Source organism: Chromobacterium haemolyticum DSM 19808, assembly GCF_000711885.1.
GTDB lineage: Bacteria > Pseudomonadota > Gammaproteobacteria > Burkholderiales > Chromobacteriaceae > Chromobacterium > Chromobacterium haemolyticum.
The window spans coordinates 46,415-63,211 of sequence record NZ_JONK01000007.1 but is presented as its reverse complement, the minus strand read 5'-3'; the positions used below and the strand labels follow the sequence as shown (position 1 = coordinate 63,211).

The window sequence follows — 16,797 nt, the reverse complement described above, 5'->3', positions numbered from 1 at the left end:
GCATAAAAACACAATGTAAACAATTTGTTATTTAAGAAACGGCTGTTTGCACGAATCCCTGCCAACCCTTACAAGGGGACGAAGGAAGTCCTCGAGCATCAAGTATCCAGCATGCTGTCCCTGCTGCTGTACCTTCGTTCGGAACAGCCCGAAATTGACAACTGGACGCCGCCGACGCCCAAGGCAAAGTTCTTTGGCACCAAGCGGCGTTGGCTCGCCGCCAAGGAAGTTGCCCCCTGGGAAGTCGGCTTACGTATCGGCAGAGCCTTGGACCTATCTGCCAAGCAAGAGCCGGGAGAAAGCGAGGGAGAGACTGGCTCCACGGTCAGACCCCATATCCGCCGCGCGCACTGGCATGAGAGCCTAAGCCCCGGACAACGATACACCTGATGCGGCCGAGGCAGTGCCTGTGGCCGTTGCAATCTAGCAAGGAGATAACATCATGGCACAAACAGACACTCGTACTGTGACCGCACACATTCCCATCCCATTGGCCGAGAAGATTGATCAAATGGCCGACCGCCTGGAACGTTCGCGCGGCAGGATCATCGAGCAAGCGCTTTCAGCCTGGGTCGAGCAGGAAGAAGAACGTGACCGACTGTCCCGCGAAGCGCTGGCCGACGTGGATGCCGGCAACGTGATCAGCCACCAGGCGGTGCAAGATTGGGCGGATAGCCTGAGCACCGACACCCCCCTGCCGGTGCCGCGCTGATGGAAGTGAAATGGACCAGTAAAGATCTATCCGACCTGGTGCGGCTATATGAATTCTTCGCGCTCGTTAACAAGCAGGCGGCTACGAAGACAGTGCAGTGGCTGACGGCAGCACCGATCACGACCTTGGTGAAGAATCCGCGCCTGGGCGAGCAACTTTTCGAATTCAACCCGCGCGAGGTACGCCGCCTCCTGGTAGGACAACACGAGATGCGTTACGAGATGCAGGGCGACATCCTCTATGTGCTACGACTGAAGCGCACACGCGAGAGTCAGTGATAGTTGCGGAAAGCGTGAGCCGGCGACGCTGCATTGTTAACCCGTCGGCTTGATTGCAAGGTGAAATGCAACGATTGTGAGCGCAGCCGCCTGGCAAATTGCAGCTAATCTTGAGACGACGGCAAGCCTGGATTGCGAGCCGAGCCTACTTGGATTGCAAACCCTTACAGCTGGCCGGGTGATTCGACCTACGCCCCCTGATTGACAGATCAATTGAAGGTGTGAGCGTCCCATATTGGGGCCCTAAGCAGAAGGTCACAGACTTCAGGTCTAGCACACCTCCCCCAAGCCAAATTATGGGTTTATAAACAATAAGTTACCAACAAAAATGTGGAAAATCTGGCCTCATCCCGGCCATACCCCACAATGGCCAGGCTGTTGGCGAACAGCGCCTCCACCGGCGGCACGCCAAACTGTTTTTGCAGAAAAGTGGGCGTCATCAGGATCACCACCACGATGGTGACCGACAGCATCGCGGTGGCCGCCATGGACAGAGCCATGCCAAGGCGATGGCCCCGCAGCGCCGCCTTCAGGGGCAGCTCGGCGGACAGCGCCTTGCGCGCCTGCATTTCGCTGAACACCGGAGTCTCGTGCAGCCAGCGGCGCAGATACATCGCCACCAGGCCGAACACCCCGCCTATCAGGAAGGGAATCCGCCAGGCGCCGTCCTCCAGCTGCTGCGGCGTGAAAGCCAGGTTCATCGCCATCGCGATCAGCGAGCCAAACAGAATACCTATGGTCAGCCCCGAGGTGATGATGCCGCAAGCCAGACCCGTGCGGCGCGACGGCGCGTGCTCCGCGACGAAAACCCAGGCGCCCGGCACCTCCCCGCCAATGGCCGCGCCCTGCAACACGCGCAGCAGGAGCAGCAAGATCGGCGCCCACACCCCTATGCTCTGATAGGTGGGCAGCAGGCCCATCGCCAGCGTAGGCAGCGCCATCAACACGATGCTGAGCGTGAACATGCGTTTGCGGCCGAACAGGTCGCCGAAGTGCGCCATGACGATGCCGCCCAGCGGCCGCGCCAGATAGCCGGCGGCGAAGATGCCGAACACCTGCAATTGACGCAGCCAGCCCGGAATGTCCTGCGGGAAGAACAGCTTGCCCAATACCAGGGCGAAAAACACGTAAATGATGAAATCGTAAAACTCAAGCGCCCCGCCCAGCGAGGCCAGGCCCAGCGTCTTGCAGTCGTTGCGGTTCAGTTTTCGCCTGTGCGCCGCTTCGGCGCTCGCGGTTTGAGTCATATCGGGTCCTTTCCGCGACCAAGATCGCAATCGCCCTCCCCGCCGCGCGGCGCGAAGGGCTGCGCGTTTATTTTTTGAAGGGGTTGATCGTCGGCGCGTCCTCGTGCTGGACAATGCCGAAGCTGCTGCGGATCAGGGAATTGAGCATGGGCTGGCGATGGCGTATCCACAGCGAAGTCGGCACCGGCCGGCAGCCCATTCTCGCCTTGGGCTCCAACGCGGTGCGCCCAAAAATCACCCGCCGTCCGCCGGCGGCCAGCGCCGACTCAATCGCCGAATGCAGCAGGCGCAGATAGAGCGGCAGCTCCTTGGCCGCGGCGCGATCGAAGCCGATCTGCGCGGCGGTGATCTCTTCGCCGTTTTTCAAGATCAGCAAAAAGCCCAGCAGCGCGCCGTCGCGCCACAGGCCGCGCAGCTCCGCCCGCTCCGGCCCCAGCGCGGCCATCCGCCGCCAGTATTCCGCGCTCACCGTGACCGGCCGCAATGTGGCGTTGTCTTGCACCGCCAGGTAGAGCTGCTGCATCCGCTCCGCCTGCGCGTCCACCTGCTGCGGCGTCATCACGCCGATTTCGCAACCGGCGGCTTCTATCGGCTTGAAAATCTGCTGGCGGATGCCGCTGCGGTATTTGGAGGTCATGCCGGCCAGGTAGTCGTCGTAAACGCGCCAGTCCTCGGCCAGCGGCAGCACCATATTGGGCTCTGTCTCCAAGGTACTGTAGCTGAGCTTGCCCAGCGCCCGACTGTCTTCCCGCGCTGTTTCGTCCATGTCCTTGACCAGCACGAAGTCGATCTGACCGTTGAGCTTCTCCGCGCGGCGGATGCGGTAGAGGATCTCCGCCACCGCCTGCCAGCGGGTCTGCGGGTCTAGGTCCTCGGCGAAAGCCGCGCCGTCCAGGCCGTAGCTGAGCATATTGCCGCAGACCAGCAGCCGTTGCCGCAGCTTGGGCTTGAGATTTTGCGCCAGCGCGGCGCGCAGCGAACCTTCCGGCCGCGGTCCGGGGTGAGCGTGCATGGTTTCCAGGCTCACTTCCAATAGCTGCATCGCCACTGCCGCCACTGGCTCGCCGTCGCGATAGGCCAGCGCGTAACGCACGTCGAAGTTGGCGAGCCCGGACTGCTCGAGCGCGCGCCAGTAATCGCGGGACATCAGCAGCCCGTGCCGGGCCGCCAGTTGATCCCAGTGCTGTCCGTTCAGGAAGTCTATGCGCTCGGAAAAGGCGAAATTCAGCGCGCTGGCTTGCCGCAAACGGCGGCGCAGCGTCCAGCCGTCGCCCAATTGGCGGGCCAGTTGTTTGATTTTCTTGCTCATGGCTTGGGGCGTAGAAGACTGGTTCTATGATTGACAATCATTCCAGTGTGCCGCAATGCCAAAAGGGCAACAAGCATTCCTCAACGCGCGCCATCGGCCAGCAAGCGTCGGTAGCGCTCTGGGGAATAGCCCAGTTGCTTGTTGAACATCGCGATGAAGGCCGACGCGGTGCCATAGCCCAGATCGGCGGCGATGTCCTGCACCGGACGCCCTTCGCGCAGCCAGGCCAGGGCCCTGAGCAAGCGCACCCGGTTGCGCCACTGGACAAAGCTCATGCCCAGTTCGCGTTGAAAATGGCGCGCCAGCGTGCGCTCGGTGCCGTGCACCCGCTGCGCCCACTGCGCCAAGGTGGCGGCATCGGCCGGATTGTCCCGGATGGCGGCCAGGATGGGGGCCAATTGACGATGGCGGCTATCCGGCAGATAGCTATCCTGGTGGCCGCTCTGGGACAGCCGCGCCAGCAGCAGCTCGGCCTGGCGCCGATCCCACGGATCCCGGATCGACGTGACGCCGCGCTGGCAGAAGTCATCCAGCAGCGCTCGCAGCAAGGGCGTTTGCGGAATCAGGCAAGGATGGGCGGGCAAGCCGGCGGCCTGCTCGGCGCCGACGTAGACCGAGGTGTAGCGCATGGCCTGGCGCACCGAAGCGGAATGGCGAATCCCGGCCGGCACCCAGATCAGGAACTCCGCCGGCGCCGCCAACGCGCGCTCGGCCTGACCAGGCTCGATCAAGCTCAGCTCTATCACGCCCAGACTAATGCAGTTCAATTGCCCCCAGGGATGGCTGTGCGGCGAAAACTCCGTTTGCGGCGTCAGCTGGTCGTAGCGCAGGTGGATGGGCGCCGGTTCCGGCAAGCCTTGGTCCAGTTCTGAGTAGTCCAATTTGTCGGTTTCCCGCTATCGTCTTGTCTGTTTTGCATTATATGCATTGAATCAGACAGCGGTACACTGCCTACCGTCAATGCTTTTCTGTACTCTCTACCGCGCGTCGGAACGAGAGCCGCATCCGGAGCCCTCCCATGAACTCATTGTTTCCCATGCTGGCAGTGATGATTTGGTCCGCCAACACCGTGGTGTCCAAAGCCGCGGCCCAGGCGCTGGATCCCGCCGCCATTTCCTTCTACCGCTGGCTGTTGGCCGCCTTGATTCTCACCCCGCTGAGCCTGCGGCCGATGCTGCGCCAATGGCGCGCCATCCGACCCTGGCTGGGCCGCTTCGCCATATTGGCCGCGCTCGGCATGGTGATGTACCAATGTCTGGCTTATTACGCCGCGCACAGCACCAGCGCCACCAATATGGGCGTGATCTGCGCCTTGATCCCGCTGCTGGGTCTGGCGCTGAACGCGACCGTCTTCCGTCAGCCCACCGGCGCGCACGCGTTGTTCGGCGTGGCGGTGTCCTTGCTGGGCGTGCTGTATCTGCTGGGCCAGGGGCGGCCGCTGGACCTGATTAGCGGCGGCGTGAACCGCGGCGACGCGCTGATGCTGGCCGGCTCCGTCTCCTACGCGCTGTACGGCATTCTGCTGCGCCGCTGGGCGCCGCCCTTCGGCAGCTGGACCAATCTATACATCCAGGTATTGCTGGCCGTGCTGATGCTGGTGCCGGTGGCGATGAGCGCGGACAGCCTGGCGGTGCCGCCGCAAGGCGCCGGGCTGGTCGCCTTCGCCGGGATCGCCTCCTCGGTGCTGGCCCCGTATCTGTGGATGCGCGGCATCCAGAGTCTGGGCAGCGAGCGCACCGCCATCTTCATGAATCTGCTGCCCTTGTTCACCGCCTTGATCGCCAGCGCGCTGCTGGGCGAAACCATCCATGATTACCACTGGCTGGGTGGCGGGTTGATCCTGCTGGGCGTCAGCCTGAGCCAGGGCGGCTGGGCCAAATTGCGCAGTCTCGCCCGTTCCGCGGCCTGAGAGCGCGTTCACGATCTCGCGAGGAAAGGCGAAAACGAGCGAAAAATCGGAATGGTCGAGGGGTACATGAGCATTTTTGGCTCGTACTCACCGTGCAACGCTTCACGACGCGCCGCAGATCGTAAACAGGTTCTGAGCGCCCATTCCGCCGCCGCGCCCGGGCTCCACGGCCGGTGCGGCGGGATTGCCGCGGCCCCGCTTATCGCCTAAGCTCTGTAACAAAACCGCAGCCGGCGCGGCCGGCCATGACAACCTCTCTACCGTGGAACCCAAAACCATGTGCCAGTTAATGGGCATGAATTGCAATACTCCAACCGACATCCTGTTCTCCTTTGAGGGCTTTCACCGTCGCGGCGGCCAGACCGACCACCACGCCGATGGCTGGGGCATCGCCTTTTTCGAGAACAAGGGCTGCCGTATCTTCCTAGACGACAAACCGTCCGTGGAATCGCCGGTGGCCCACTTGGTGCGCAACTATCCGATCAAGTCGGAAAACGTGATCGCCCATATCCGCAAAGCCACCCAAGGCGAGGTCAACCTGGCCAACACCCACCCCTTCATGCGAGAAATGTGGGGTCGCTACTGGATCTTCGCCCACAACGGCAACCTGGAAAACTTCCAGCCCGAGGCCGGCAGCCATTACAACCCGGTGGGCAGCACCGACTCCGAACGGGCGTTCTGCCACCTGATGGAGCGGCTGCGCGCCAAATGGTGCCAGCAACCGCAGCTGGACGAATTATTCGCCGAAGTGGCGCGGCTGGCGGCGGAGATCTCCAACCACGGCGTGTTCAACTTCATGCTGAGCAACGGCGAGGTGTTGTTCGCCCACTGCTCCACCCATCTGCACTACATCATCCGCCAGGCGCCGTTCAACACCGCGCATTTGGTGGACGACGACGTTAGCGTGGATTTCGCCTCGGTCACCACCCCGCACGACCGCGTGGCAGTGATCGCCACCCAGCCGCTGACCGACAACGAAAACTGGACGCAACTCGCCCCCGGCGAGCTGCTGCTGTTCCGCGACGGCTCCCCGCTGTCGCAACACCTGCCCGGCTGAACGCCCGCCGACAAGCCATTGCCTCCGGTGTTATGCTGGCGGCAATGTCTTGTTCTGCGAGGCCGCCATGCAGCGATTCGACTTCAGCTACGCCCCATTCGACGCCCTGAGTCCGGACGAACGCCTGCGCCTGGAGGCTTGCGCCGACATCCTGTTCTACGCCAGCGAACAAACCGTGCTAACGCCGGATGCGCCGGTGACGGCTCTGTACGTGGTGATCAAGGGCGTGGTGAGGGAAATGGCCGGCGACGAAATCGTCGCGCTGTACCGTGCCCAGGACGGTTTCGACGCCCGCGCCACCGCCGCTGGCCAGACCTCCCACAGTTTCATCGCGCAGGAAGAGGCGCTGCTCTACAGCCTGCCGCGCGCGGAAGTGCTGGCGCTGACCGAGAGCAACCCGCGCTTCGGCGCCTACTTTTACGCCAGCGTGTCGGAAAAGCTGGGCCGGCTGGCGCAGCGGGCGGGACAGCGCGAGCTGCAAACCTTGCTGACGGCCACCGTTCGCGACGTCGGCGGCCGCCAGCCGGTGTTTGTGGATGGCGGCGCCAGCCTGCGCGATGCGGCGGCGGCGATGAAAGCGCACAAGTCCAAGTCCGTGCTGCTGCGCGGCGACGGGCGGCTGGGCATCCTCACCACCACGGACTTTCGCGACATCGTGCTCAACGGCGTGCCCTCGGACGCGCCAGCAGCGGAATACTGCCAGTACGAGCTGCTGACCATAGACATCGACGACTTCCTGTTCAACGCCCTGCTGCTGATGACGCGCCGCAATCTGCGCCGCCTGGTGGTAACCGAACACGGCGAGCCGGTGAGCATGCTGGCCCAGGTGGACGTGCTCTCCTACTTTTCCAACCACTCCCACCTGATCGCGCAGCGGCTGGAACGCGCGGCCACGCTGGACGAACTGACGGAGGTGGCGGAGCAGATTCCACGGCTGGTGCGCATCCTGTCCGGCCACGGCGTCAAGGCGCTGCAACTGGGCAGGCTGGTGCAAAGCCTCAACGCCCGGCTGTTCGCCCGCGCCTGGCGGCTGATTGCGCCGCCGGAGCTGGTGGCCAACAGCTGCTTGCTGGTGCTGGGTTCGGAAGGGCGCGGCGAGCAGATCCTCAAAACAGACCAGGACAACGCGCTGCTGCTGCGCGACGGCGCGCCATGGCCGCAACTGGAAGCCAGCTGTCAGGCCTTTTCCGCCGCGCTGGCCCGTTTCGGCTACCCGCCCTGTCCCGGAAACATCATGCTCAGCCACCCTGATTGGCGTTTCAGCGGCGCAGAGCTGCGCGATCGCCTCCATCGCTGGGTGCACCGCCCGGACGGAGACGCCTTGATGCGGCTGGCCATCTTCGTGGACGCGGAAGCCGTCTGCGGCGATCCGGCCCTGCTGGAGGACGCCCAAAACTATCTGCGCGCCACCCTGCGCGACGACGCCGGCTTCTTCTCCCGTTTCGCCCGCGCCATTGAACAGTTCGACACTCCGCTGGGCCTGTTTTCCCATCTGCAAACTCGCGACCGTGACGGCCGCGCCGCGCTGGACCTGAAAAAAGGCGGCATTTTTCCTCTGGTGCACGGTATCCGCGCGCTGGCGCTGGAATATGGCGTGAGCGAAAATAACTCGCAGCAAAGGCTGCAGGAACTGGTGGCGCAGGGCCGGCTGGAGCGGGGTTTGGCCGAGGACGTGGGCGAGGCGCTGTCCTATCTGATGCAACTGCGGCTGGATCAGGGGCTGGAGCGGCTTGCCGCCGGCAAACCGGCCGACAATCTACTGGAGCCGGAAAAGCTGTCCTCACTGGAACGGGACCTGCTCAAGGACACGCTGGGCGTGGTCAAGCGGTTCAAGGCGCAGTTACGCCACCATTACCGGCTGGGCAGCTTCTGATGCTCACCGCCCTGCTGCGGCAATGGCAGCGACGCCGGCTGCGCGACCCGGCTTACGCCGAGATGTATCGCGAGCATCCGGACGAACTGGTCAGCCTGGACTGCGAAACCACCAGCCTGAATCCGGCGGACGCCGAACTGCTATCCATCGGCGCGGTCAAGTTGCGCGGCAACCGCATCCTCGCCAGCGAGGCGCTCTATCTGCTGGTGCGCCCGGAACAAGCGCCCCAGGCGGACAATGTGCGCATCCACGGTCTGCGGCCTATCGATGTCAGCCAGGGCCTGCCGGCCCAGGACGCCGTGCGGCGGCTGCTGGATTTCATCGGCGGCCGGCCGCTGCTGGGCTATTACCTGGAATACGACCTGGCGGTGCTCAACCGCTACGTCCGCCCCTGGCTGGGCGTGCCTCTGCCACAGCGGCGCATTGAGATTTCCGGACGCTATTACGACTACAAGCTGAGACAGAACCCGGACGCCCACATCGACCTTAGGCTGGCCAGCATCTGCCAAGATCTGGACATGCCCGCGCCGCCGCGCCACGACGCGCTCAACGACGCCATCAACGCGGCCATGCTCTACCTGGCGCTGAAACAACGCGGCTATGGCTGAGGAGGCGTTTCAACACCGCCTCCCTGCCGCGAACCTGGCGGACCTTCCCGTCTACACGCCCGCCTCTACCTGCATCACCTTCACGCCCGCCTGCTGCAGGCCGGCCAGGTAGTCCGAAGGAATGCCGGTATCGGTAATCAAAGTATCGATCCGGCGAGTGTCGAGAATCTTGTGCAAGCTGGTGCGGCGAAACTTGCTGGAATCGGTCACCACCACAACGCGGTCGGCCACCTCGCACATGCAGCGGTTAAGCCTGGCCTCCGCCTCATAATGCGTACTGACTCCATGCTCCAAATCCAGCCCGTCCACGCCGAGAAACAAGAGATCGAAATGATAGTCCCGCAGGGACTGCTCGGCCTGGGTGCCGTAGAAAGACAGCGACGTGCGGCGCAGCTGGCCTCCCGTCGTGAATAGTTCCACGCCTGGCGCATCCGCCAAGACATTCGCGATATTCAGCCCATTGGTCATGACGATCAAATCCTGATGCGAGCGCAGGCAACTGGCGATTTGCTGGGTCGTGGTGCCGGAATCGAGAATGACGCGCGTGCCCGGCGCAACCAGGCTGGCGGCCAGTTGTCCGATTCGCTGCTTGACGCCGGCATTGAGCAGGCTCTTGTCTGAAATGGCGCGTTCCTTGGGCGCGGGCATCGAATCAAACACCAGCGCACCGCCATAAGAGCGGGTGGCTACGCCTTGCTTTTCCAAAAACGCCAAGTCATTGCGAATGGTGACCGACGACACCTGAAACTGCGCGGCCAGTTCGGAAACCTGCACGCTGCCGTGCTTGTTCAATTGTTGAACGATGCGCTCGCGGCGCTCGCTGGTGCTGACACTGTTTTTGCTTTCTATCATCTTGCGCTCCCGCAGTACGCAGTTTCGGTTTCTTTTCTTTTGACGCGACTCAAAATCAGCGCCTTCCGGCTGCCCTGCCGCCATTATTCCACAGCCTGCCGCGCCCGCCCACTTCGGCAAAAAAGCAACAAATCAAAATCTTTCTTTTCCTTTCTTGTTTTGGCTATTGAAATCACCAATGCATTTCGTTTAGCTTAAAAAGCATGAAAAATACCATAAGAAGAAACAAAACGAAATCAAAAATCGTTCCCATTAACTAGCGAGACAACAAATGAACCCCCTGCTACAGCTAGTGCGGCGCCACAGGCAAGGCGAGCACGTAGGCATCTTTTCCGTGTGTTCCGCCCACCCCCTTGTGCTGGAAGCCGCACTGATACAGGCACGCGAAAATCAGACTCCCCTGCTGGTAGAGGCGACGTCCAATCAGGTGGATCAGTTTGGCGGCTACACCGGCATGAGACCCAGCGGTTTTAGCGAACACCTGATCCAACTAGCGCAACACTGCGGCTTCCCCGTCAACAAGCTGATTTTGGGAGGCGACCACCTCGGCCCCAATCGCTGGCAAAGCCTGCCCGCCGCTGAGGCGATGGAACATGCCCGCGATTTGATCGCCGCCTATGTGGCCGCCGGCTTCCAAAAACTGCATCTCGATTGCAGCATGGCCTGCGCCGATGATGAACTCCCGCTGGACGACACGCTCGTCGCCGCGCGCGCGGCGGACCTCGCCTGTGTGGCGGAGGAAGTTGGCCGGCACTTGTATGGCCGCAGCGAGATTCTATACGTGGTAGGCACCGAAGTGCCCACACCCGGCGGCGCGCAGGAACATCTGGATGAGCTTGCAGTCACGCGGCCGGAAGCCGCCGAGCGCACGCTTCTTGCGCACCGCGAGGCCTTTGCCGCCGCGGGCCTGAGCGATGCCTGGCCGCGCGTGATCGCGCTGGTGGTGCAGCCCGGCGTAGAGTTCAACCACATCAGCGTGGCCAATTACCAGCCCGCCGCCGCCGCCGCGCTCAGCCGCATGATAGAGGAACATCCGGGCCTGGTTTACGAAGCCCATTCCACCGATTACCAAACTCCCACGGCCTACCGTCAGCTGGTCCGCGATCATTTCGCCATCCTCAAGGTCGGCCCGGCTCTTACTTTCGCGTTGCGCGAGGCTTTGTACGCGCTTGCCGGCATCGAAAACGAATTGCTGCCGGAAAAAGAGCGCTCCCATTTACGCAAGGTTCTGGAGCAATCGATGCTGGAGCGCCCCGCCTTCTGGCAAAGTCATTATCACGGCAGCCAGACAGAATGCCGGCTGGCCCGCAGTTTCAGCTATTCGGACCGCATTCGTTATTACTGGCCCATCCCGGCGGTCGAGGCCAGTTGCCAGACACTGCTCAACAACCTGTCCGCCGTAACCCTGCCCGAAACCTTGCTCAGCCAGTATCTGCCCGCCCAGTATCAGCGCGTGCGCGCCGGCACGCTGGAGGCCAAGCCCAAGGCGCTGGTCATTGATTGCATCCAAGAGGTGCTGCGCCCCTACGCGGCCGCCTGTCGGGCGGAGACGGAGAAACAGCCATGATTCTGGGACATAGCCGTGAAGGCCTGGTGAAGGCGGGAGGGCTGGCCACCGCCCAGGAGATCGACCAGCAGCCGCTCGCCTGGGCCGATACACTGGACATCGTCGAGGCCGAACGACCATCCATCAGCGTCTTTCTTGCGCCGCTGCTCGCCCACCCCAATTTGCGCATCATTTTGACTGGGGCAGGCAGTTCCGCCTTCGTCGGCGAAACGCTCGCGCCCTATCTCAGCCGCCATCTTGGCAGGCAGGTGGAGTCCATCGCCACCACCGATATCGTCACCTCCCCCGCCAGCTACTTCAACGCCAAGCGCCCCACTCTGCTGGTCTCTTTCGCCCGCTCCGGAAACAGTCCGGAAAGTCTGGCGGCCATAAAGCTGGCAGACAGCTTGCAACCCTCCTGCCGCCACTTGGTGCTGACCTGCAGCGAGCATGGCGAACTCTATCGCGGCAGCCTGGAGAACCCGCGCGCGCTAAGCGTGCTGATGCCGCCGGACAGCAATGATCGCGGCTTCGCCATGACCAGCAGCCTTAGCTGCATGTTGCTTGCTTGTCTGGCCATTCTGCTGCCGCGACGCTTCAACGCCGCGGAATGCCTGGACATGCTCCAGCGCGGGCGGCATCTGATAGACGCATTGCCGCGGCAATTGGCTGGCTGGGCGGCTGCTCCGCCAAAACGCGTGGTGTATCTCGGCAGCAACGAACTCAAGGGCATCGCGCGCGAAGGGGCGCTCAAGATGTTGGAGTTAAGCGCGGGCCGCATCGTGGCCTTGTTCGACTCCGCCATAGGCTTTCGCCATGGACCCAAGTCCGTCATTGACGAGCGGACGGTGGTGATACAGCTGATTTCCAACCAGCCGCATGTGCGCCGTTACGAATTGGACCTGCTGAAGGAGCTGCGCCGAGACGCGCGAGCGGAACAAGTCGTGGCGCTGGCCGACCGCCACGATCCCGTCATCGATGCCGGCGAACGGCTGTATCTGCCGCCAGGAAGAGAAGGCGACGATATGAGTCTGGCTTTTTGCTATCTGCCGTATTTGCAGTACATGGCTTTTGAAGCCTCCTTGCTGCTGGGCATCTCTCCGGACTCGCCTTCTCCCGACGGACATGTCAACCGCGTGGTGCAAGGCGTCACTATTTATCCCTATTCCGAGGCTTAGGAGGCGAAATGCCGAATATCGTATTGAGTCGCATCGATGAACGCCTGGTGCATGGACAGGTGGGCGTGCAGTGGGTGGGTTTCGCCGGCGCCAACCTGGTCATGGTGGCCAATGACGAAGTGGCCGCGGACACCCTCCAGCAAAACCTGATGGAGATGGTGTTGGCCGAGGGCATCGCCATCCGGTTTTGGCCGCTGCAAAAAGTGATCGACCAGATTCACCTGGCCGCGGATCGGCAAAAAATCCTCATCGTCTGCAAGACTCCCGGGCACTTTCTGCAATTGATCGAAGGCGGCGTGCCGATCAAACGCATCAATGTCGGCAATATGCATTACGCCAACGGCAAGCGTCAGCTCTACAAAACCGTATCGGTAGACGAACAGGACGTGCGCGACTTTCGGGCGCTGCGCGAAAAAGGCGTGGAATGTTTTATCCAAGGCGTGCCCACCGAGCCGGAACAGGACGTCTATCCCTTGTTGCAAGACCAAGAAGAAAGAGAGTCATGATGGAGATCAGTCTGTTACAAGGCCTGGCCTTGGGCCTGCTCGCCTTTGCCGCCGGGCTGGACCTGTTCAACGGCCTTACCCATTTTCACCGGCCCGTGGTGCTGGGACCCTTGGTTGGCCTGATTCTGGGCGACGCGCACACCGGCATTCTGGTGGGCGGCACGCTGGAACTGGTGTGGATGGGGCTTGCCCCGCTGGCCGGCGCGCAGCCACCCAACGTCATCATCGGCACCATTGTCGGCGCCACTTTCGCCATCACCACCGGTGTCAAGCCCGAGGTGGCGGTTGGCGTGGCGGTGCCGTTCGCCGTGGCGGTACAGATGGGCATCACCTTTCTGTTTTCCGTGATGTCCGGCGTGATGTCGCGCTGCGACAGCATGGCCGCCGCCGGCGACTACAAAGGCATTGAACGGGTGAATTATCTGGCCTTGCTGGCCTTGGGTTCTTTCTATTTTCTCTGCGCCTTTCTGCCCATCTACTTTGGAGCCGAGCACAGCAAAACGATGATCGACATGCTACCCAAGCGTCTGATCGACGGCCTTGGCGTCGCTGGCGGCATCATGCCCGCCATCGGCTTTGCCGTCTTGCTCAAAATCATGATGAAAAACGTTTATATCCCCTACTTCATCCTCGGCTTCGTTGCCGCGGCCTGGCTCAAGATGCCGGTATTGGCCATCGCCACCGCCGCGCTGGCCATGGCGATGATAGACATCATGCGCAAAGGAGGCGGTCAAACGCCGCCGCGCGCGCCTCAGGAGGCAGCGGAAGATGGCATCTAACACTATGACCCAACCCTTGCCGCAGCAGGCGGAATCCCGTGCCGCGGACATGGATGACGACCGCTACGAAGACCAGAGCCTTGGCGCGGAATTGACGCGGCAGGACATTAATCGCTTCGCCTGGCGCTCCCTGCTGTTGCAGGCCTCCTTCAACTACGAGCGAATGCAGGGCGCGGGATGGCTGTACGGTCTGATTCCGGCGCTTCGTAAAATCCATATCCACCCAAGAGACTTGGCGCGCGCGATGAAGGGGCATATGGGCTTCTTCAATACCCACCCCTTCCTGGTCACCTTCGTGATGGGCATCGTCCTGGCGATGGAACGCTCCAAACAGAACGTCAACAGCATCCAGAGTGCCAAGATCGCGCTGGGCGCCCCGCTGGGAGGCATCGGCGATGCGATGTTCTGGCTGACCTTGCTTCCTATCTGCGGAGGCATCGGTGCCGATCTCGCCTTGCAAGGCTCCGCGCTGGGCGCCGTGCTTTTCTTCGCCTTGTTCAACACCGTGCACTTCGGCCTGCGCTTCTCCCTGGCTCACTACGCGTACCGGATGGGCATCGCGGCGATTCCCTTGATCAAAGCCAACACGCTCAAGGCCGCTCACGCCGCCTCCGTTGTCGGCATAACCGTGATCGGCGCCTTGGTCGCCACTTACGTGCGCCTCTCCACCCCCTTGAAAATTACCGCCGGCGACGCGGTGGTCAAGTTGCAGACCGACGTGATCGACAAGCTGATGCCCGCCTGCCTGCCCCTGGCCTACACCCTGGCGATGTATATGCTGGTGCGCCGCGGCTGGAGTCCTTTGCGGCTCATCGTCATCACCCTGGCCTTGGGCGTGGCCGGCACCTTTGGCGGCTTTCTGTAAGTATGACTTGCCTCGTATCGGCGACCACCACGCCCGTCCTTATTGCCTCAGCACGGCATAAGCATCAACCACGGGGCCTTGGCCCCTGCAACCGGAGCAAACCGATGTTGAACGTCATTTTCTGTGGTCATGGCCGCTTCGCCAGCGGCCTGCTTAGCGCCGCCGAACAAATACTGGGCGAACAGCACAACTGCATCGCCATAGACTTCCCCTCCACCTCCTCCACCGCTTTGTTGGAGCAGCAATGCCGCGATGCGCTCGCTTTGCTGGATCACGTGCAAGGCGTGGTGTTCTTCACCGACCTTCTCGGAGGCACGCCGTTCCGCATCGCCTCCACGCTGGCGGTGCAAAACCGCCATGTGAAAGTGGAAGTGTTGACGGGAGTCAATTTGCAATTGGCGGTGGAAATGCTGGGAGAACGTAACGGCAAAAATCTGGAAACCTTCCGCCAGCAAGCGCTGGACTGCGGCCGCCGCGGCTTGACCAGCCTTGCCGATGAACTGCAGAAACCAAGCAAGCCGCGCTGGCTGGATAGCGCGCCCGGCGCCGGCATCTGAGCTTAGAACCTATATGCGATCTGCTGCGCGTTGAGAGGCGTGGCACGGTGAGTACCGTTTCGAAATGCTCATGTACTGCTTGTGCATTCCGCTTTCTCAACGGCTTTCGCCTTGTCTCGCCTTAGCTCGCGAGATCGTAAACACGTTCTAGAACCTGTTCAAAGCCTCGCAAACGAGGCAGGTTTCAAGGCCCTCGCCTAACGATCTCGCCGACGCGCAGCAGATCGCAAGCAGGTTTTAGCCCGCATCAACCGGAGTTCACCATGAGCAGCATCATCCGCGCACGCCGCTTATTGACCGAGCAGGGCTGGCGGGAGCATCAGCTTCTTGCCCATGAAAACGGCGTCATTACAGCGATAGAGCCCCTTCCGTCCGCTTACGAGCGGTACGACGCCGAGTGGCTGGTTCCCGCCCTGATCGATACTCATGTGCATGGCGGGCGAGGCGTGGACGTGATGGACTGCCGCGCCTCTTCGCTGCGCGCGCTGTCGGCGGCCAAGGCCGATGAAGGCGTGGGCGCATTTTTGGCCACCACCGTCACCGCCCCGCTGCCAGAGTTGGAACAAGTGCTGGCCTTGATCGCGGACGTACTCCATGAAACGCCGCCCGGGGCGGAAATCCTGGGCAGCTATCTGGAAGGCCCCTACTTTACCCCCCGCCACAAAGGAGCGCATGAAGAGCGCTGGTTTCGCGAATTGGACATCGCGGAGCTTTCCCGCCTGAACGATTGCGCGGCCGGTTCGCTCAAGGTAGTGGCGCTGGCGCCGGAGAAGCCGCATGCCATCACCGCCATCCATTACCTGAGCGCCTTGAACGTGCGGGTCATGCTGGGACACTCCGGCGCGGACTACGCCACAACCCAAGCCGCGCTGGACGCCGGCGCATCCGGCCTTGTGCACTGTTTCAACGGCATGAGCGGCCTGCACCATCGCGCGCCGGGCATGGCCGGCGCGGGTTTGGCTCACCCCAAGGCCTGGCTGGAGCTGATCGCCGACGGCCACCATGTTCACCCCGCCATTTTGCGATTATGCCGCTGCTGCGCCGGCGAACGCCTGCTGCTGATCACAGACGCGATGCGCGCAGCCGGCATGCCGGACGGCGCTTATGAACTGGCCGGCAGCATGGTGGAAATGCGGGGAGGCATTGTGCGCACAGCCAGCGGCAGCCTGGCCGGCAGCACTCTGGGGCTGCTGGATGCGGTGCGCAATATGGTGGAGCTGGCCGGCGCGGACTTGGCTTCCGCTATCGAAATGGCTTCCCTGCACCCTGCACGGCTATTGGGCATGGATCATGAACTGGGATCCCTGACGATAGGCAAACGCGCCAATGCGCTGGCGCTGGACGCCCGGATGCAACTGCAGGCGCTATGGGTTCGGGGCCGCCAAGTGAGAGGCAAGATATCCGCCCCGGTTTCAGCGTGAACTGCGAAATGCGCGGATAGAAAAACAAGAAGGATGCGGGGCCGCATGTTGTCGTTGCTTGACCTTCCGTTTCAACACCCAGGTTCTTGACTATCGCAAG

The 16,797-nt window shown here is 62.3% G+C and carries 18 protein-coding genes; 14 read left to right on the top strand and 4 right to left on the bottom strand.

Going from position 1 to position 16,797, the window contains the following annotated elements:
• Nucleotides 1-24 precede the first annotated feature (24 nt).
• From BR71_RS06750 to BR71_RS06740, 3 genes are read left to right on the top strand one after another with little or no spacing between them, the layout of a single operon-like run.
• Nucleotides 25-390 carry an AcrVA2 family anti-CRISPR protein gene (locus BR71_RS06750; RefSeq protein WP_482764007.1) on the top strand — a complete coding sequence of 122 codons (366 nt, stop codon included), beginning with the start codon at nt 25-27 and terminating at the stop codon, nt 388-390.
• A 52-nt stretch (nt 391-442) separates the two neighbouring features.
• Nucleotides 443-712, top strand: a complete 270-nt coding sequence (locus BR71_RS06745) for a CopG family ribbon-helix-helix protein (RefSeq protein ID WP_043634622.1) — start codon at nt 443-445, stop codon at nt 710-712.
• Nucleotides 712-990: a type II toxin-antitoxin system RelE/ParE family toxin gene (locus tag BR71_RS06740; protein ID WP_043634618.1), complete on the top strand. Its 279-nt coding sequence runs from the start codon at nt 712-714 to the stop codon at nt 988-990. The genes BR71_RS06745 and BR71_RS06740 overlap by 1 nt, the downstream gene beginning before the upstream one ends.
• A 302-nt stretch (nt 991-1,292) precedes the next feature.
• On the opposite strand, the gene BR71_RS06735 is transcribed toward BR71_RS06740, so the two are convergent.
• The 3 genes from BR71_RS06735 to BR71_RS06725 form a co-directional block, all read right to left on the bottom strand.
• Nucleotides 1,293-2,237, bottom strand: coding sequence for an MFS transporter (locus BR71_RS06735; RefSeq protein WP_081862576.1), 945 nt, complete (start codon nt 2,235-2,237; stop codon nt 1,293-1,295).
• A 67-nt stretch (nt 2,238-2,304) separates the two neighbouring features.
• Nucleotides 2,305-3,546 carry a GNAT family N-acetyltransferase gene (locus tag BR71_RS06730; RefSeq protein WP_052370387.1) on the bottom strand — a complete coding sequence of 414 codons (1,242 nt, stop codon included), beginning with the start codon at nt 3,544-3,546 and terminating at the stop codon, nt 2,305-2,307.
• 80 nt (nt 3,547-3,626) lie between these two features.
• Entirely contained in the window at nt 3,627-4,427 is an 801-nt protein-coding gene (locus BR71_RS06725) for an AraC family transcriptional regulator (RefSeq protein ID WP_043634615.1), read from the bottom strand.
• 137 nt (nt 4,428-4,564) lie between these two features.
• Here BR71_RS06725 and BR71_RS06720 point away from each other — a divergent pair, with 137 nt between their 5' ends.
• The 4 genes from BR71_RS06720 (at nt 4,565) to BR71_RS06705 (ending at nt 8,993) form a co-directional block, all read left to right on the top strand.
• Nucleotides 4,565-5,455, top strand: coding sequence for a DMT family transporter (locus tag BR71_RS06720; RefSeq protein ID WP_043634612.1), 891 nt, complete (start codon nt 4,565-4,567; stop codon nt 5,453-5,455).
• Nucleotides 5,456-5,732: 277 nt separating this feature from the next.
• Nucleotides 5,733-6,512, top strand: a complete 780-nt coding sequence (locus BR71_RS06715; protein WP_043634609.1) for a class II glutamine amidotransferase — start codon at nt 5,733-5,735, stop codon at nt 6,510-6,512.
• 67 nt (nt 6,513-6,579) lie between these two features.
• Nucleotides 6,580-8,385, top strand: a complete 1,806-nt coding sequence (locus BR71_RS06710; protein ID WP_043634829.1) for a putative nucleotidyltransferase substrate binding domain-containing protein — start codon at nt 6,580-6,582, stop codon at nt 8,383-8,385.
• Entirely contained in the window at nt 8,385-8,993 is a 609-nt protein-coding gene (locus tag BR71_RS06705) for a 3'-5' exonuclease (RefSeq protein ID WP_179140771.1), read from the top strand. Before BR71_RS06710 ends, BR71_RS06705 begins: the two co-directional genes overlap by 1 nt.
• A gap of 51 nt (nt 8,994-9,044) precedes the next feature.
• Here BR71_RS06705 and BR71_RS06700 read toward each other — a convergent pair whose 3' ends face one another.
• Nucleotides 9,045-9,845 (bottom strand): DeoR family transcriptional regulator, encoded by an 801-nt coding sequence (locus BR71_RS06700; protein ID WP_043634606.1) that lies wholly within the window; start codon nt 9,843-9,845, stop codon nt 9,045-9,047.
• Between the two features lie 271 nt (nt 9,846-10,116).
• On the opposite strand from BR71_RS06700, the gene BR71_RS06695 reads away from it, so the two are divergent.
• The 7 genes from BR71_RS06695 to nagA all read left to right on the top strand — a co-directional run bounded on the left by BR71_RS06695 (nt 10,117) and on the right by nagA (nt 16,697).
• Entirely contained in the window at nt 10,117-11,412 is a 1,296-nt protein-coding gene (locus tag BR71_RS06695) for a D-tagatose-bisphosphate aldolase, class II, non-catalytic subunit (RefSeq protein ID WP_043634603.1), read from the top strand.
• Nucleotides 11,409-12,569, top strand: coding sequence for an SIS domain-containing protein (locus tag BR71_RS06690; RefSeq protein ID WP_043634600.1), 1,161 nt, complete (start codon nt 11,409-11,411; stop codon nt 12,567-12,569). Before BR71_RS06695 ends, BR71_RS06690 begins: the two co-directional genes overlap by 4 nt.
• 8 nt (nt 12,570-12,577) lie before the next feature.
• Complete coding sequence (agaV, locus tag BR71_RS06685; RefSeq protein WP_043634597.1) at nt 12,578-13,075, top strand: PTS N-acetylgalactosamine transporter subunit IIB; 498 nt, start codon at nt 12,578-12,580, stop codon at nt 13,073-13,075.
• Nucleotides 13,072-13,854 (top strand): PTS N-acetylgalactosamine transporter subunit IIC, encoded by a 783-nt coding sequence (agaW, locus tag BR71_RS06680; RefSeq protein ID WP_240314916.1) that lies wholly within the window; start codon nt 13,072-13,074, stop codon nt 13,852-13,854. Before agaV ends, agaW begins: the two co-directional genes overlap by 4 nt.
• Nucleotides 13,844-14,719, top strand: a complete 876-nt coding sequence (gene agaE / locus BR71_RS06675; RefSeq protein ID WP_043634593.1) for a PTS N-acetylgalactosamine transporter subunit IID — start codon at nt 13,844-13,846, stop codon at nt 14,717-14,719. Before agaW ends, agaE begins: the two co-directional genes overlap by 11 nt.
• 104 nt (nt 14,720-14,823) lie before the next feature.
• Nucleotides 14,824-15,276, top strand: coding sequence for a PTS galactosamine/N-acetylgalactosamine transporter subunit IIA (gene agaF, locus BR71_RS06670; protein ID WP_043634590.1), 453 nt, complete (start codon nt 14,824-14,826; stop codon nt 15,274-15,276).
• A gap of 263 nt (nt 15,277-15,539) precedes the next feature.
• Nucleotides 15,540-16,697 carry an N-acetylglucosamine-6-phosphate deacetylase gene (gene nagA, locus BR71_RS06665; protein WP_043634587.1) on the top strand — a complete coding sequence of 386 codons (1,158 nt, stop codon included), beginning with the start codon at nt 15,540-15,542 and terminating at the stop codon, nt 16,695-16,697.
• Nucleotides 16,698-16,797: the final 100 nt, after the last annotated feature.

Excerpts from the sequence above, each read along its gene's own strand:
- BR71_RS06745 (WP_043634622.1), top strand. The coding sequence starts at position 443 with ATGGCACAAACAGACACTCGTACTGTGACCGCACACATTCCCATCCCA.
- BR71_RS06740 (WP_043634618.1), top strand. The coding sequence starts at position 712 with ATGGAAGTGAAATGGACCAGTAAAGATCTATCCGACCTGGTGCGGCTA.
- BR71_RS06735 (WP_081862576.1), bottom strand. The coding sequence starts at position 2,237 with ATGACTCAAACCGCGAGCGCCGAAGCGGCGCACAGGCGAAAACTGAAC.
- BR71_RS06730 (WP_052370387.1), bottom strand. The coding sequence starts at position 3,546 with ATGAGCAAGAAAATCAAACAACTGGCCCGCCAATTGGGCGACGGCTGG.
- BR71_RS06720 (WP_043634612.1), top strand. The coding sequence starts at position 4,565 with ATGAACTCATTGTTTCCCATGCTGGCAGTGATGATTTGGTCCGCCAAC.
- BR71_RS06715 (WP_043634609.1), top strand. The coding sequence starts at position 5,733 with ATGTGCCAGTTAATGGGCATGAATTGCAATACTCCAACCGACATCCTG.
- BR71_RS06710 (WP_043634829.1), top strand. The coding sequence starts at position 6,580 with ATGCAGCGATTCGACTTCAGCTACGCCCCATTCGACGCCCTGAGTCCG.
- BR71_RS06705 (WP_179140771.1), top strand. The coding sequence starts at position 8,385 with ATGCTCACCGCCCTGCTGCGGCAATGGCAGCGACGCCGGCTGCGCGAC.
- BR71_RS06700 (WP_043634606.1), bottom strand. The coding sequence starts at position 9,845 with ATGATAGAAAGCAAAAACAGTGTCAGCACCAGCGAGCGCCGCGAGCGC.
- BR71_RS06695 (WP_043634603.1), top strand. The coding sequence starts at position 10,117 with ATGAACCCCCTGCTACAGCTAGTGCGGCGCCACAGGCAAGGCGAGCAC.
- BR71_RS06690 (WP_043634600.1), top strand. The coding sequence starts at position 11,409 with ATGATTCTGGGACATAGCCGTGAAGGCCTGGTGAAGGCGGGAGGGCTG.
- agaV (WP_043634597.1), top strand. The coding sequence starts at position 12,578 with ATGCCGAATATCGTATTGAGTCGCATCGATGAACGCCTGGTGCATGGA.
- agaW (WP_240314916.1), top strand. The coding sequence starts at position 13,072 with ATGATGGAGATCAGTCTGTTACAAGGCCTGGCCTTGGGCCTGCTCGCC.
- agaE (WP_043634593.1), top strand. The coding sequence starts at position 13,844 with ATGGCATCTAACACTATGACCCAACCCTTGCCGCAGCAGGCGGAATCC.
- agaF (WP_043634590.1), top strand. The coding sequence starts at position 14,824 with ATGTTGAACGTCATTTTCTGTGGTCATGGCCGCTTCGCCAGCGGCCTG.
- nagA (WP_043634587.1), top strand. The coding sequence starts at position 15,540 with ATGAGCAGCATCATCCGCGCACGCCGCTTATTGACCGAGCAGGGCTGG.